Annotated in this window: 15 protein-coding genes and 1 tRNA gene; 9 read left to right on the top strand and 7 right to left on the bottom strand. The window is 37.3% G+C overall.

The window, feature by feature from the left end; all coding sequences use genetic code 11:
* Window positions 1–9 precede the first annotated feature (9 nt).
* Together BLL40_RS08215 and BLL40_RS08210 are read left to right on the top strand one after the other, a co-directional pair.
* Window positions 10–216, top strand: a complete 207-nt coding sequence (locus tag BLL40_RS08215; RefSeq protein WP_073711436.1) for a DUF1657 domain-containing protein — start codon at window positions 10–12, stop codon at window positions 214–216.
* A 33-nt stretch (window positions 217–249) separates the two neighbouring features.
* Window positions 250–1,110 carry a DUF421 domain-containing protein gene (locus tag BLL40_RS08210; RefSeq protein ID WP_073711435.1) on the top strand — a complete coding sequence of 287 codons (861 nt, stop codon included), beginning with the start codon at window positions 250–252 and terminating at the stop codon, window positions 1,108–1,110.
* A 70-nt stretch (window positions 1,111–1,180) separates the two neighbouring features.
* On the opposite strand, the gene BLL40_RS08205 is transcribed toward BLL40_RS08210, so the two are convergent.
* On the bottom strand, window positions 1,181–1,864 hold the full coding sequence (locus BLL40_RS08205) for a DUF421 domain-containing protein (RefSeq protein ID WP_073711434.1): 684 nt from the start codon (window positions 1,862–1,864) through the stop codon (window positions 1,181–1,183).
* A 139-nt stretch (window positions 1,865–2,003) separates the two neighbouring features.
* Between BLL40_RS08205 and BLL40_RS08200 the strand changes: the two genes are divergently transcribed.
* The 3 genes from BLL40_RS08200 (at window position 2,004) to BLL40_RS08190 (ending at window position 5,087) form a co-directional block, all read left to right on the top strand.
* Entirely contained in the window at window positions 2,004–2,633 is a 630-nt protein-coding gene (locus tag BLL40_RS08200) for an MBL fold metallo-hydrolase (protein WP_073711433.1), read from the top strand.
* Between the two features lie 320 nt (window positions 2,634–2,953).
* Window positions 2,954–3,913, top strand: a complete 960-nt coding sequence (locus BLL40_RS08195; RefSeq protein WP_073711432.1) for an aldolase catalytic domain-containing protein — start codon at window positions 2,954–2,956, stop codon at window positions 3,911–3,913.
* 343 nt (window positions 3,914–4,256) lie between these two features.
* Window positions 4,257–5,087, top strand: a complete 831-nt coding sequence (locus tag BLL40_RS08190; protein WP_073711431.1) for a 3'-5' exonuclease — start codon at window positions 4,257–4,259, stop codon at window positions 5,085–5,087.
* A gap of 210 nt (window positions 5,088–5,297) precedes the next feature.
* Here BLL40_RS08190 and BLL40_RS08185 read toward each other — a convergent pair whose 3' ends face one another.
* The gene (locus tag BLL40_RS08185) at window positions 5,298–5,888 is read right to left on the bottom strand and encodes a branched-chain amino acid aminotransferase (protein ID WP_073711430.1); all 591 of its coding nucleotides are present in this window, start codon (window positions 5,886–5,888) and stop codon (window positions 5,298–5,300) included.
* Window positions 5,889–6,176: 288 nt separating this feature from the next.
* Between BLL40_RS08185 and BLL40_RS08180 the strand changes: the two genes are divergently transcribed.
* Window positions 6,177–6,250: transfer RNA gene (locus BLL40_RS08180), tRNA-Arg, on the top strand.
* Window positions 6,251–6,490: 240 nt separating this feature from the next.
* Here the strand turns inward: BLL40_RS08180 and BLL40_RS08175 are convergent.
* Window positions 6,491–6,751: a site-specific integrase gene (locus BLL40_RS08175; protein ID WP_073711429.1), complete on the bottom strand. Its 261-nt coding sequence runs from the start codon at window positions 6,749–6,751 to the stop codon at window positions 6,491–6,493.
* A gap of 713 nt (window positions 6,752–7,464) precedes the next feature.
* Between BLL40_RS08175 and copZ the strand changes: the two genes are divergently transcribed.
* The 3 genes from copZ to BLL40_RS08160 all read left to right on the top strand — a co-directional run bounded on the left by copZ (window position 7,465) and on the right by BLL40_RS08160 (window position 10,944).
* Window positions 7,465–7,698 carry a copper chaperone CopZ gene (gene copZ, locus BLL40_RS08170; RefSeq protein WP_073711428.1) on the top strand — a complete coding sequence of 78 codons (234 nt, stop codon included), beginning with the start codon at window positions 7,465–7,467 and terminating at the stop codon, window positions 7,696–7,698.
* A gap of 80 nt (window positions 7,699–7,778) precedes the next feature.
* Entirely contained in the window at window positions 7,779–10,193 is a 2,415-nt protein-coding gene (locus tag BLL40_RS08165) for a heavy metal translocating P-type ATPase (protein ID WP_073711427.1), read from the top strand.
* 121 nt (window positions 10,194–10,314) lie between these two features.
* On the top strand, window positions 10,315–10,944 hold the full coding sequence (locus BLL40_RS08160) for a YdhK family protein (RefSeq protein WP_073711426.1): 630 nt from the start codon (window positions 10,315–10,317) through the stop codon (window positions 10,942–10,944).
* A 186-nt stretch (window positions 10,945–11,130) separates the two neighbouring features.
* Here the strand turns inward: BLL40_RS08160 and BLL40_RS08155 are convergent, their stop codons facing one another.
* The 4 genes from BLL40_RS08155 to BLL40_RS08140 all read right to left on the bottom strand — a co-directional run bounded on the left by BLL40_RS08155 (window position 11,131) and on the right by BLL40_RS08140 (window position 14,841).
* The gene (locus BLL40_RS08155; protein ID WP_083566413.1) at window positions 11,131–11,646 is read right to left on the bottom strand and encodes a DUF1131 family protein; all 516 of its coding nucleotides are present in this window, start codon (window positions 11,644–11,646) and stop codon (window positions 11,131–11,133) included.
* Between the two features lie 137 nt (window positions 11,647–11,783).
* Window positions 11,784–12,755: a F510_1955 family glycosylhydrolase gene (locus BLL40_RS08150; RefSeq protein ID WP_073711425.1), complete on the bottom strand. Its 972-nt coding sequence runs from the start codon at window positions 12,753–12,755 to the stop codon at window positions 11,784–11,786.
* A gap of 32 nt (window positions 12,756–12,787) precedes the next feature.
* Window positions 12,788–13,471, bottom strand: a complete 684-nt coding sequence (locus BLL40_RS08145) for a response regulator transcription factor (protein ID WP_073711424.1) — start codon at window positions 13,469–13,471, stop codon at window positions 12,788–12,790.
* Window positions 13,468–14,841: a sensor histidine kinase gene (locus BLL40_RS08140; protein ID WP_245797918.1), complete on the bottom strand. Its 1,374-nt coding sequence runs from the start codon at window positions 14,839–14,841 to the stop codon at window positions 13,468–13,470. The genes BLL40_RS08145 and BLL40_RS08140 overlap by 4 nt, the downstream gene beginning before the upstream one ends.
* Between the last annotated feature and the right edge of the window lie 273 nt (window positions 14,842–15,114).

Genomic DNA, 15,114 nt, shown 5'->3' with positions numbered 1-15,114 from the left:
GAGTATGGGATGACTGTTGCATCCAGTGTAAAACAATGTCTAGCTAGCCTTAAAGGCGCAGAAGCTAGCTTATCCAGTTTAACTTTGCGAACACAAGACGATGAATCAAGGCGGACTTTGCACGAAGCTATGATGGAAGTAAATGAAATCGTAACGGATTTAAAAATACGAGTTGGAGAATTAGAACGAGAAGAACCTCAGTACAAAGGTTTTTAAAAAAGGATTATAGTGTGCAGGAGGTGTTAGGCAGTGCCAGAATGGTTCGAAGTAGTACTGCGGAGCTTATTGTTTTTAACGGTTCTTTTTGCCACGACGAAGTTACTTGGTAAAAGGCAGCTTTCTCAATTGTCTTTTTTTGAATATGTTGTCGGTATTACCATTGGCAGCATCGGTGGGGAATTGGTTACAGGGGTTGAAAAAAATATTATGCATGGTCTTCTAGGACTGGCTGTTTTTGCGGCGATACCCTTTTTAGTTGGATTCATTTCATTAAAGAACAAAGCCTTTCGCGATTTTATGGAGGGCAGAGGAGTTGTCTTCATTAAAAACGGAAAGATTATGGAAGACAATTTGAAGAAGGAACGGTATACAATAGATGAATTAATGGAGTTACTTCGAAAAAAAGACGTTTTTCAAGTTTCTGATGTTGAATTTGCTGTATTAGAGGCCGCAGGTGATTTGAGCATATTACTGAAAAAAGAAAATCAACCGTTGACACCTAAAGATTTAAACTTACAAGTCCCTTCTATAAAAGAGCCACAAACCGTTATAATGGACGGTAAAATACTGGATGAGCCATTGTCCACAATCAATCAAAGCAGAAATTGGTTAAACACTGAACTAGACAAACTAGGCGTTACCATTGAAAATGTCTTCCTTGGACAGGTGGACTCTTATGGACAATTAACTGTTGACCTTTTTGACGATAAAATTGAAGTCCCGCCGCCTACAGAAATGCCTTTACTGCTCGCAACAATGAAAAAATGTCAGGCTGACTTAGAGCTTTTTGCTCTAGGAACAGAAAGAAAAGAAGCAAAGAGTATGTACAGTAAAAACAGTGAAAAGTTACAAAAAGTCATTGATAAAGTGGAACATATTTTAAAAGGGTAAATGATATCATGATCAAAGCCACTATTTCGAGTTCGAATCAGTGGCTTTACAGCTAAAAAGTTAAAAATTTTTATTTAGGACTTATATGAAGGCCTTCACTATCCCGCCAATCCGCAAATAAGATCTCTTTTTCATCTTGATATCCACTGGCCTGTATTTCTTTAATTAACCACTTCTGATCAAATCCAATTTCCTGTAAATTATCTTTCAATATTTCGCCATCGATAATTAAGCTGACTGGCAGATCTACAGAAGTGTCTGGAAGATTAAGGTCTTGTCGGTTCGGATTGTCATACTTGGATTTCAGCAATATGCTGATATTACCATTGGGTTCCAATATGCCATATTTAACTTCACGTATGGAAAATACATTGTCTTGTCGAAGCAAGCTTGCTACTTCATTGACGTCTAATTTATTTTTACTAAGCATCTCGCGGTCTATAATACCATCCCGGATGATAATAGATGGATTCCCTTCCAAAAGAAAACGTGTTGATTTTTTTTTTTGTGTAATAAATTCTATCCCTAACATACAAAGTGTCCATAATCCGGTTGCGTACAAAAAATGATAAACCTCTATCTCGTCATCGTATAAAGTATTTCCTAATAAGTCTCCAAGTACTAACACAAAAATCAAATGATAGGGTGTTAATTGATTAATTGATGTTTTGCCTGTTAAGATAACAATAAAAAATAAAACGGCAAAACCAACAATAACTTTGATTGTCAGCATACCAATAAAAATGTTTTCCATCCCCCAATCTTATTTTTTCAGCGTTTTATCAGTATAGACAGATAAAAGGAACGATTATACGTCTGAAGGATCATTTAGTGCGGCAATTTATTAAAATTTCATCTAAATCATGGTACACTTATCACCAAGAGGTGACATTATGGAATGGATTCAGCTGCCACTTGGGCCGCTTCAAACAAATGCGTATATTATTTATAACGATGAAAGGTCTTGTTTAATCATCGATCCTGGCGGAGAGGAACAGAAAATTCGTCAGTTTATACGAAAGAAAGGATTACAGCCAAAGGCGATCCTGCTTACACATGCCCATTTTGATCATATCGGTGCAGTAGATACGATCCGTAAAGGTTACAGCATACCTGTGTATCTTCATCGAGCCGAAAAAAAATGGTTATCGAACCCATCATTAAATGGATCTTCTCGTTATGAGGGAATTCAGCCAATGTTTGTGAACGAGGCAGATGAGTTGTTTACAAAAGACGGGGAGCTTTTAATTGAAGGATTTTCCTTTTATTTGTATGAAACGCCCGGTCATTCTCCAGGAGGCGTTAGCTTTTACTTCAAAGAGGATGGTTTTATTATCGTCGGAGATACGCTTTTTGAGGGTGGAATTGGCCGCACGGACCTGCCAGGCGGACAAGAAGAACAACTGCTAAAAAGCATTCATAACAAGCTTTTAACATTGCCTAAAGATACATATGTATTACCAGGACACGATGGTGTCACAACGATTGGCCAAGAATTAGATCATAATCCTTTTTTAAAATAACTCGTGCTTTAAAGATGTAGATAGAGAGTAATATTAAAATTGCTTCATTTGCTCTGGTTATGAATATAAATACATTCAGATGAATATTTTGGTGGTAATTAGCGTAGTTACATTCTTATGAGTGAATATTAATCCATTTAATAGGGAATTAGGCTGATCGAATAAACTAATGTATGTCATTGTTAATTCTCCCATTACAGTTTAGAACGTTCACCTTTTGAAAAATAAGTTTGACACCTTTAAATGAATCATGATATAAAGCATAAATATTCAAAAATAATATGATTAATGAGCTTAATCAACAGGAGGAAGTTACAACTATGGAACACCGCAGCAAAATTTTAGACTGTACCATCCGTGATGGAGGTTTAATAAACAATTGGGATTTCAGCATTGAATTTGTTCAAGACCTGTATAATGGCTTAAGCGCAGCAGGTGTTGAATACATGGAAATCGGCTACAAAAACTCAGCGAGGCTTCTTAACGCGACTGAGCCCAATCCGTGGAGATTTCTTGATGATAATTTCCTGAAAGAAATTATCCCTGAGAAAAAGTTCACGAAGCTATCTGCATTAGTAGATATCGGTCGTGTAGACTCAAATGACATTCTGCCACGTGAGCAAAGTGTTTTAGATATGATTCGAGTAGCATGCTATGTCCGTGAAGTGGATAAAGGCTTAGAACTTGTACAAATGTTCCATGATTTGGGTTATGAGACGTCGCTCAACATTATGGCTTTATCTAGCGTCCCTGAGCATCAGCTTATTGAAGCGTTTGAAATGGTGAAAGAAAGCCCGGTCGATGTTGTGTATATCGTGGACTCCTTTGGGAGCATGGATCCTGCGGATATTGAGCATCAAGTGAAAAAATTTCAATCAATGGTTCCTAACAAACAGCTCGGGATCCATACGCATAACAATATGCAGCTGGCATTCGCCAATACATTAACTGCGATGAAAAATGGGGTTACTTTCCTTGATTCGTCTGTTTATGGCATGGGTCGTGCGGCGGGTAACTGTAATACAGAGCTTCTCGTTAGCTATATACAAAAACCACGTTATGAAATGAAACCCGTTTTAGGCGTCATTGAAAAGCATATGTTAGAAATGCGTCAAAAGTGGGAATGGGGCTATATCATCCCTTACATGATCTCTGGTGTGCTCAACGAACACCCTCGTGTCGCCATGGCTTACCGTGGCAGTGCAGATCGGGATAATTTTGTAGATTTTTATGACAAGGTAACAATACCCGAAACTACTTTGGCCTCAGCATCGAAGTAGATTAGATTATTAACTGTAATTCATATTCGTATCTTACAGTTGCCTGCGGGCGGTTCTTTTTATTTATTATGGAATCAAGAGGCAGGTTAGCATGATTGTACTTGAACGAACGGATGCTTTACTTCAATAAGAAAGGTTGCTGAGGCAACCTTTTTCTTATGGGACTAACAGGGCAAGTTAGTACTATAAATATTGTATTAATATTCGGATAAAAAAAGGAAATGGACGGGGGCCAAATTTGTATTCCTATTTCTTTCGAAGAGTCCGAAAAACACATTTTTCCCTGTTTCTTTTTTCAAATGGCTGTATAATGAGAAACAGACAATAAGAGAGGCAGGATACTGTGAATTACATCGTACTTGATATTGAATGGAACGCATCGAAATGGGACCCACACCACCTGGAAGAAATTATCGAACTCTCGGCCCTGAAAGTGTCGCCTGCTACATTAGAGGTGGTCGATGTCTTTTCATCTCTGGTAAAGCCAGCAGAACGGTTAACATCGTTTACGAAAAAACTAACAGGCATCACGCAGCAAGATGTGTCTTCCGCCCTGGCCTTTCCGCACGTATTAAAGAAATTTAAGGTGTTTCTTGGCACGGAGGAATCTTGTTTTGTGGCATGGGGAAAAGAAGATTTTCGGTTCTTGGATAAGGAATGCGAACGTTACAGACTTCCTTCTCTGAACCTGTCCAGTTATATTGACATATTGCCGATTCTTCAGTTTGGCCTATATGATACCTTCAACGGCAACACCCCCAGCCTGGCCAAAACCATGGAGGTGTTCCAAATCGAAGCAGATGGGCAGGCACACAACAGCTTCGATGATTCGATGAATACCTTAAAAGTGTTTCGCTATCTTCACGGAAAACTGGATGTTCATGCGACGTACAAATCAAACAAAACACCTGAAGAACGGTATCTGTATGAGGATACACTGAAATCCAGCGGGAAAAGGCAATTAATGAAATGCATCTTTGCGTATATGAAGAAGCATGACGTAGACGATGTGGCATTCGATGCCTTCTTTACCAGCTCCATCTGGCTGGATCGGGCCGCTGCACTTGATCTGAATGAACACGTAACGGCTGTTTTTAAAACCGAGTTTGACGCGCAAAAACAAAAGGCATCTGAGAAGTATATAGCCCAGAAAGCATTGGTGCTTGTCAAATGATAAAATGTCAACACGATAGTTTGAGTGAAAGAGATGTCTGAATAAGACACCTCTTTTTATTTATAAAATATTTGCACTTATTCTAGCCGTGCAAGCTTAAAAAACCTTCCTAAATTAATTACTGGAAGGATTTCACTATACGCTGACTATAAAGTCATACGAATGCAAAATAGCCCTCATCTTTAGCTGATGGGGGCTGTTTATAATTACTTAATTATCTTCTTCGATTGTTTCAACAAGAATAAACAGAAAATGATAGATGAGGCTTAAAGCATCACCTAAAGACATCTTTTCCTTAAATCCTTCTACACTATTCAAGGAAAAATTGACATCCCATAGTCCATCACTTTGGTTGAACATTAAACTGTATGTTCCAATCTCTCCTTGGAGTTCATTATTTAAGTAAGCCTTTAATACATTCCCCATTTTCTTCTGGAATTTCAAGCCGAACAAGGCATTGTATGTTCCGAACACATCATCGACTTCCAATGAAAGTGTCTCAACTCCGATTAATTCAAACCATGAAGATTCGAAGTAAAGGAATTCGCTTTTATTGATTTTTAGGTATTCAAGGGGTTGTGATAAAAATGCAGCTGATTCTTCTGAAATCAATTCTTCGGTTTCTTTATTACTCCGCTCGATATAAGCATCATTAAAGCGGGTACTATTTTCTATTTCTACTATAGTAAAATCATTTGTCAGGTGATGCCTTTCTACATAATCCTTTTCCTCTTTAAATAATTCAACCTTATTCTCACTTAAAGCTTTTGATATGTATATTTCCATTTGTTTTTTTAACATGGTGAGTGTCCTCCTAATATCTTTTCATACCTGTTTCATTCAATCATAGCATATAAACCACGGGTTAAATAACTGTAACCGATATTTAAGAAATAAGGGATGAAAAGCCTTCAATATAAGGATTTTCATTGTATTTTTTAAAAATCAACATTGAAATTTAACAGAGCCATTATATAAAGAGTACCATATATCCACAGTTTCGATCATAATAGACAAATTAGTTAATGCTGATTACTTGAAAAGTTTTCTTTTTAAAAATATACTGGAGCAGTTCATGTTATTTTGTATGTCCCAGTAGCTCAGTAGGATAGAGCAACAGCCTCCTAAGCTGTAGGTCGTAGGTTCGATTCCTATCTGGGACGCTATTTTACATTTCAAACCTTGATATGAAAGGGTTTTGGACAAATAAGGGATGCTAACACAGATTAGAACACTGTGGTAGAATCCTTTTTTTATCTCTACAATATCCCTACATGCTTCTACTTATCTCCATTACTTACATTGGAGGAGACAGTGTGACAAAGAAGAAAGGCATTTTTGAGGTTGAGGCAGACATTACTCTTTTTAAACAAGAAAAGGGCAAAGCTGTACAGGAAAAGCTCTTAGTTTTCAAGAAGACAAAAATTTGAATAGGAATGCAAACAGGGAATACGCGGATGTATCGTTTTAGCGCTGACTTTGTACTGCAAGACCTGGTTCTGTACAAAATGGCGAATTGTGTGATACATCGAGCGGTTATGCGCAAGAAGAAATTGTTCCAGTGATTTTAAGTCGTATGCGTAGCCACTCAGCGTATTGGCGGCATGGTTTTTTTCGACCTGTAAATACAATAAAAACTCATCGACAGCATGATGAAAGTTCAATGTCAAAACTTCCTTGAGAAATGGTGAATGGTTATCGTTAAAAATAAGCATATTATCGAAACAAGCTCGGTTGTTATGGATACAGGAGATAACACTCAAATTATCGTTAACTTGAGATAACGATATCAATTATTATGGGGAGTTGAGAGGACGAAGCCTGATTTAATAATTTTTTGAAGTTAACATAATATTTATTCAATGGCCGAAAAAGTCAATATTATAGGACATTCACATAATTATGTACTCGAACCTTTTCTTATAAGGAAAGACCTTAAGAATTATAAGTTGTCTATTCCATTTATTAAGGAAACTTAGAATAACCATATCCTATGCTTCTAGACAAACAGTAGCATATAAAGGATCCTCCTTCAATAATTAAAATATGGAATGAGCAGTCATCCAGTACTTTAGCTTGAATTCAATAAGGTTAACGTGACCCAGTGATCCATGAATTCGAATGTTGTTATACCAATGTACGCAATTGTCAAGTTCAAGAATGGGCTTTTCAAGGAAGACAAAGGTACTCAGCATTTGTGAATTCAGTTTTAAATACTGTGAGCATTGCTTCGCCTACGGCATTAACATACAGGATATTAATGATTCATCTACCATTTTAATTAAGTTAAAAAATATAATTTTATTCATTTATATAGGATAGGGGGGTATAGTATAATACGGTTAAGGTGGCAAGGTAATGGATAAAAAAGCTAATTATGGTCATTACCCTTCTGAGAAGAGAAAATGTCATCATACCAATGAAAGAAAATGGTATGTCTTGTGGTCACTGTGTGAAAGCTATTGAAGGAAGCGTTGGTGAATTAGCAGGTATCCATTATGTTAAGGTTCATTTAGATGTTGGAAAAGTAGATGTAGAATTTAACCCGTTAGAAGTTTCTTTAAATAAAATTAAACAGACAATAGATGATCAAGGTTACGATGTTGAATAATGGAGGATAGCGTGCTTTCATAGCGCGTTATCTTTAACAAAAAAATATACCCCCATATCGTATAAAGGAGAGATGATTTTATGAGTAGTGAATTAAAAGAAACCAATTATCAAATTACAGGAATGACTTGTGCATCCTGTGCTACAAGAATCGAAAAAGGGCTTAATAAGATGGACGGTGTGCAAGAAGCCAATGTGAATTTGGCTCTAGAAAAGTCAACAATTAAATATGACCCGACAGTTGTATCTGAGAAAGATTTCCAAAAGAAAATCAAGGATTTAGGATATGATCTCGTATCGGAGAAAAAAGAATTCGATATAACAGGAATGACCTGTGCGGCATGTGCCACACGCATCGAAAAAGGCTTAAACAAGTTAGATGGCGTCAATAAAGCGACGGTTAATTTAGCTTTAGAGAGTGCGACGGTAGAATATAATCCTTCCTTAATAGACACACAAGATATAACCAAACGCGTAGAGAAATTAGGATATGGAGCAATTTCCAAAGAGAATAAAGAAGATAACGTGGATTATCGTGAAAAGGAAATCAAGAAACAACAGACTAAGCTTATTGTTTCCTTAATTTTGTCACTGCCATTATTGTGGGCAATGGTTAGCCATTTTTCGTTTACATCATTTATCTACTTACCTGAGGCGCTTATGAACCCATGGGTTCAATTGGTACTTGCCACTCCAGTCCAATTTATTATCGGTTTGCAGTTCTATGTGGGTGCTTATAAAGCCTTACGGAATAAAAGTGCTAACATGGACGTACTTGTGGCATTGGGAACGTCAGCAGCGTATTTTTATAGCTTGTATTTAACCATAGATTCTATTGGGTCTCATGCACATATGGTGGAATTGTATTTTGAAACAAGCGCGGTCTTGATAACCTTAATTCTTTTAGGAAAACTATTTGAAGCAAAAGCAAAAGGCCGATCATCAGAAGCCATCAAAAAGTTAATGGGTCTGCAAGCAAAAACGGCTATTGTCGTTCGTGATGGGGTTGAAAAAGAAATCCCGCTGGAAGAAGTAATAGTAGGCGACATCGTCTATATTAAACCAGGGGAAAAAGTGTCAGTAGATGGTGAGATTGTCGAAGGTCGTTCAGCACTCGATGAATCCATGCTTACTGGTGAAAGCGTACCAGTAGATAAAGCGATCGGTGATGCAGTAATTGGTGCGACCATCAATAAAAATGGATTCTTGAAGATAAAAGCGACGAAAGTTGGAAGAGACACTGCACTCTCACAAATTATCAAGGTTGTGGAAGAAGCTCAAGGATCCAAGGCACCAATACAACGCCTTGCCGACCAAATCTCAGGGATTTTTGTTCCGATTGTTGTAGGCATTGCAATTGTAACCTTCTTAATTTGGTTCATATGGATTAGCCCAGGCAGTTTTGCTGAGGCACTTGAAAAATTAATTGCAATATTAGTCATTGCTTGCCCTTGTGCCCTAGGTCTTGCTACACCGACTTCCATCATGGCTGGATCGGGTAGAGCAGCTGAATTTGGGATTCTCTTTAAAGGTGGAGAACATTTAGAGATGACCCACAAATTAGATACAGTGATCTTAGATAAGACTGGTACAGTCACAAACGGTACTCCAAAATTAACAGATGTTATTGTAAATGAAAACATGGATGAAAATGAGTTTTTGTCTCTTATTGGCTCTGTGGAAAATCAATCGGAACACCCATTGGCACAAGCTATTGCCCAAGGGGTGAAGGAGAAAAATATATCGTTAAAAGAGGTGCAGGAATTCGAATCTATTCCAGGTTATGGCGTAAAAGCAAACGTTGATAACAAAACCATTCTTATCGGAACACGCAAGCTTATGAGCCGTGAAAACATTCATATAGCAGACGCAACAACAAATATGGAATGTTTTGAAAATAACGGAAAAACGGCAATGCTTGCAAGCTTAGATGGGAAGTATATGGGCATTGTTGCCGTAGCAGATACCATCAAGGAAACATCTAAAGAAGCGATCCAGCGGTTAAAAGATCTAAACATTCAAGTTGTGATGATTACTGGAGATAATACAAGGACAGCTGGGTCCATTGCTAAACAGGTTGGAGTAGACCATGTCATTGCTGAGGTTCTTCCAGAAGGAAAAGCGGAGGAAGTTAAGAAACTCCAAAGTCAGGGAAGAAAAGTGGCAATGGTCGGTGATGGCATTAATGATGCCCCAGCTCTTGTGGTTGCAGATATTGGAATGGCGTTGGGTACTGGTACAGATGTAGCCATGGAGGCAGCGGATATTACTCTTATAAGCGGTGATTTAAATAACATTGCGGATGCCATCATTATGAGTAAGAAGACGATTCGAAATATCAAACAAAATCTGTTCTGGGCATTTGCGTATAACGTGTTAGGCATACCGATTGCCGCAATGGGACTCCTTGCACCATGGTTAGCTGGTGCAGCAATGGCATTCAGCTCTGTATCAGTTGTTTTGAATGCACTGCGTCTGCAACGAGTTAAACTATAAGACGAATGAACAGCAAGTTTTCATTAATGGGCTTGCTGTTCAGAGTAACAAAGTATAAATGCACAATTTCTGCAAATTTTTGTTGTAGCATGTAATTATTAAGTTATAGGAGGAGATTTCAATGGTAGGAAAAAAGCTTACACTATTTATTATGTCTTTACTAACGGCATTGGTATTAGCCGCCTGTTCAGATGCTGGTAATGAAAACGAGCAAGAAAATACAAAACAAGGGAATACGGAACAGGAAAATGCAGAGCAAGGGAATACAGAACAAGAGAACAATTATGATGGCAATATGGATCATTCAGAGATGAATCACTCCAGTTCAGGGGAGATTCCTGAAGGGTTGAAAGAAGCAACGAATCCAACTTACCAAGTCGGTAGCACAGCGCTTTTAACAACAGACCACATGGAAGGTATGAAAGGGGCAGAAGCTGAAATTGTAGGCGCCTATGATACGACGGTCTATGCCGTAACTTACACTCCAACAACTGGTGGAGATAAGGTTGAAGAGCATAAATGGGTTATTCACGAGGAATTAAAAGATGCAGGGGATAAACCCTTTGAAGCAGGAGATGAAGTAACCCTTGAGGCAGACCATATGGAAGGTATGAAAGGGGCAAAGGCTACCATTGATACAGCCAAACAAACGACCATTTATATGGTTGATTACACCCCAACAACAGGCGGAGAAAAAGTGGAAAATCACCAATGGGTCACAGGTGATGAACTTTCCCTCTCAGGAAAGTAATGATGGAGAGCATTCTAGTCATTAATGAGTTAACAAAAGAAAGAGCATCTGTATAATAAGTAGTTCAGATAATGTGGAGAAAACTAAAAAACAATTAAAACAGTAAGTAAAATAGCATCCCAGTTAAACATCTTTTAACAACCATATTATCAGTAAAAAAGTAAAGCTAAGCACAATTGCTTAGCTTTACTTCATTGATTTATTATCAAGTCTATAAAAATTAACTTTGTCCTCCAATAACCAGAATTCTATGGATATATCTCTTTTTTTATCTACATAGCCGATAATATCTGCTCCTTGCTCCGAGCGAGAATAATGACTATTTCCATACGCTTTTATCATGTCGTCCTTTTTATCACCAATTTTTATTCCTTTTGCCGTTTCCAAATTTCTGTCGTTTATAATAAACCTTGTAATTTTACCTGTTTTATTTACAGCTATTTCAATTCCTTTCTTTAACTCAAAATAATTATAATCTGTTACATCTCTACTTTGTTCTGTTTTCATCCCATCCTTTTGTGATATTTCTTCGCTATAAAAATCATCATTTAAAAACAGACCTTCAATGTTTTCCTTACCTAAATCTGTTGTTTTGGTAAACGTGTGATGATATGAGCGAGGGAAAATATGGTTAAATGAAAATGCAGATAATAAAAGAATAATTCCAATTGTAGTAGTAAAAATGATTATATTTCGTCTCATATAAAACTCCTTTTAAAACTCCTTTGTAATTTTGAGTGTATATAATTATTTTACCATATATTTCATAATATCTGCCGAAAAGTGTATAAATGATTAAAGAGCATCGAATATTCGATGCTCTTTCTTTTCATTATAATTTATTTTAAAGTTTTCCAAGTGGCTCCATTATCGCTCGTTTGATAAATGTCATTTTTGTAGGTAACCACTGTGATTTCATCCCTCTTTTTAGGATTGGAAGCAATAAACATAATAGGATTTTCCCCATTGATGTCAGAAGGGGTGTTCAGTTCAATATTCTTCTGATTCGATAGATCTTGTTTATAGAGTACGGGAGAACCAGTTTCTAACGAATAGTATAACAGAGAATTTTCCTGAAACTCTAACGCAGTAATCTGGTTTGCTTTAGAAATCAACTTAAAGATTTCTCCATGATTATCAGAAATAAAAACACCTTTATCAGATGAGATCCCAATGATATTGGATTTATCAGGGTGTGTTGCAATATTTCCAATAGAACTAGCCGTGAATCCTTGCATTTTGCTTTGTGTCCAGTTCTCACCTTCATCTTCCGTGTAGAACAGACCAGAAGATTTCAACTTTGAATTAGGCTCTTGATTAAGTACATAAATGATATTACTGTTATACCCTGCTGCTAAATAATGAAAATCTGTTTCCCCGTATAAGGTGAGTTTTTGAAACGATTTTCCTGTATCTGTACTCTTAATCAATCCTAGAGGATTTTTTAAGTCAGAACCTGGTTCAGGATGTCCACTCGAATAGAATCCCTCTTTAGTTGCCTGAAAACCCATATAGTCATGTTTGTTTTTGATCGAAGTGTACCATTTGCCGCCTGCGTATTTGACTAAACCATGATGGGTAGCCAAGTACAATTCATTTTCATTTCCGACGTAGCCTATACCATGAATATGTTCAATTTTTACATCATCAGCTTCTTCAAAAATCTCTGAACTATTCAAAGCCTGTTTCCCTTCATTTTGTTCAGTAGTTTTCTGTTTATTTTGGTTGTTATTTTCGTTTTCGTTTCCGCCACAAGCAGTTAAGACTACACTGCATAAAACGATAGTTATGATGCTTTTTTTTAGTTTCAATTTTACGACCTCCGCAAGTTTTATATTAAAATTTATTCATCCATAGGAATCCACTTGTAACCAATCCCCCAAACGGTTTTCAAATGGTCATCCACAGGAAAACCAACCTTTCGCAGTTTTTCCCTGATGTTTCTTATATGGGAGTCAATTGTTCGGTCCTCGGTTTCTGTTTTAAAACTCCATAGTGTCGATAGTAAATAATCTCTAGAGAACACTTTGTTGGGGGACTTTATAAATAGACCCAAGATCGAGAACTCCTTTGGTGTTAAGGTGATCGGTTCATTTTGATAAAATGCTTCATAAGCAGATTCATCCAAGGTTAATCCGTTAAATGAAAAATGATCTTGCGGGATAGTTTGGGTTCGACGCATGACTGCTTCCATCCTTGCAAGTAACACTTCCTCATTAAAGGGTTTTGTCACATAATCATCTGCCCCTTTTTTTAAACCCTTCACCATTTCTTCATCCGCCGTCCGAGCTGTCAACATGATAATGGGTACGTTTGAGAATTGTCGGATTTTTTCACACGCTTCCCAACCATCCATTTTAGGCATCATCACATCCAAGATGACTAAATCAACCTGTTCCTTTTTCAAGAACGTAAGAGCCTCATATCCTGAACTTCTTTTGACACAATCGTATCCGTGAGGCTCGATATATAACTGTAATAAATCGAGCATTCTCTTTTCATCATCCACTAATAGAACTGTCTTCATTTATAATTCTCCTTCAAAGCAATAGTGAAACGAGTACCTTGCCCAATGCTGCTTTCGACTGAGATTGTACCTCCGTGGATATCGACTACTTGCTTCGCTATCGCAAGTCCCAAACCATATCCTCCAGTTTCTCTGGAACGTGATTTTTCCACTCGGTATAAGCGGTCAAATATATAAGGCATTTCTTCTTGTGGAATACCCATTCCCTGATCAGATAGGGCAACCTGAACATTGTCTTCTTTTTTGAAAGCCTCGATACTCGCAACGGTACCCATCTTCGAATATTTCAGCGCGTTATCAAGTAGATTTAGAATAACTTGTTCGAAACGGGCAGGGTCTAGATCAACGAATAAGTCATTGTCACAATTGAACTGCAATTGTATCTTCTTGTTTTCAAAAGCGGGTAGATATTTTTTATAAATGGAATGCAGGAATGGGTAAAGGTGAACTCTTTCTTTTGCAATGGAAAATGTGTTTTGATCCATCTTGGCAAGGTCGAATAGCTCTTCTAATAAATGGTTTAGTCGCTCGGACTCTTCATGTATGATATTCAGGTATTGTGTTCGTTCTTGGAATTCCAAATCAGTTCGTTTGGCAATATCAGCGTACCCTTTTATATAGGTTAACGGGGTTCGGAGTTCATGAGAGATACTGGCAAGAAATTCATTTCGTTCCTGTTTCATATAATATAAGTCATTCGCCAATGTTTGAATGGACTTGGCAAGTTCACCTAATTCATCATTTGACCGAAGAGGAAGAGATACTGAAAAATCCCCTTTGCTTAACTTAGCGGTCGCTTCCTTCATAATAATGAGCGGTCTTGTAAGAGCTTTTGATAAAAGGAATATTGTGATGGACATAAAGAACAAGATGAGCATCGATGCCAAAAGAAAATGCCTATTTAGTTGGGAAATAAATGCTTCAACATCCTCTGTGTTCTTAAACATATATAAATAACCCATATTCTCTCCATTTGTCTTAAACGGTGTAACGGTTGCTATATACCTTTCTTTCCTCCAATCAGATTGAACGATAAGACCATTTCTAGGGACATCAGATAGTGAACGATCAAGTATTTGCTTCATTTCGCTATTGACCGATTCGGATGTTACAAGGACTCTTCCAGTAGAATTAGTAACCACAACATCCGTATCGGTGTGAGACTCCATTAAACCGATGTGGCGAAGGGTTGCGGGATCAAGAGAAATTTCTAGGACGTCACGGTGGCTATTCCCTCGTGCTTTTAGTGAATCTAATTCCTGGTCAATTCGGGAATGTACCATATTACTGTGCAAAAAAATCATGGAAATGGACTCGATCAATAAAATGCAGATAAAAATCCATAATCCTAATTTCAAGGAGATTTTCAAAATGGGTCACCCTCTTATTTAACGATATAAGTGTAGCGAAAAAATATGGAGAAAGTGTGCAGTTTCTCTCAAAAACAGCAGATTATTAGTAAAACATTATATCATGAAGATATATTTTATTTTAGACAACCATAATCTGAAATCACCTATGGGTGCAAGAGAGAGAATTGAAATGATTACTAATAGATCCTTTAACATAATTATCCCCCCAAGAATGATTACTCCTGGGGGGATAATTATGTATGCTTTTACTAATATTCATAAAAAAAGAGA

Source organism: Domibacillus mangrovi (assembly GCF_001906925.1).
GTDB lineage: Bacteria > Bacillota > Bacilli > Bacillales > Domibacillaceae > Domibacillus > Domibacillus mangrovi.
This window is presented reverse-complemented; position numbering and strand designations above follow the sequence as displayed.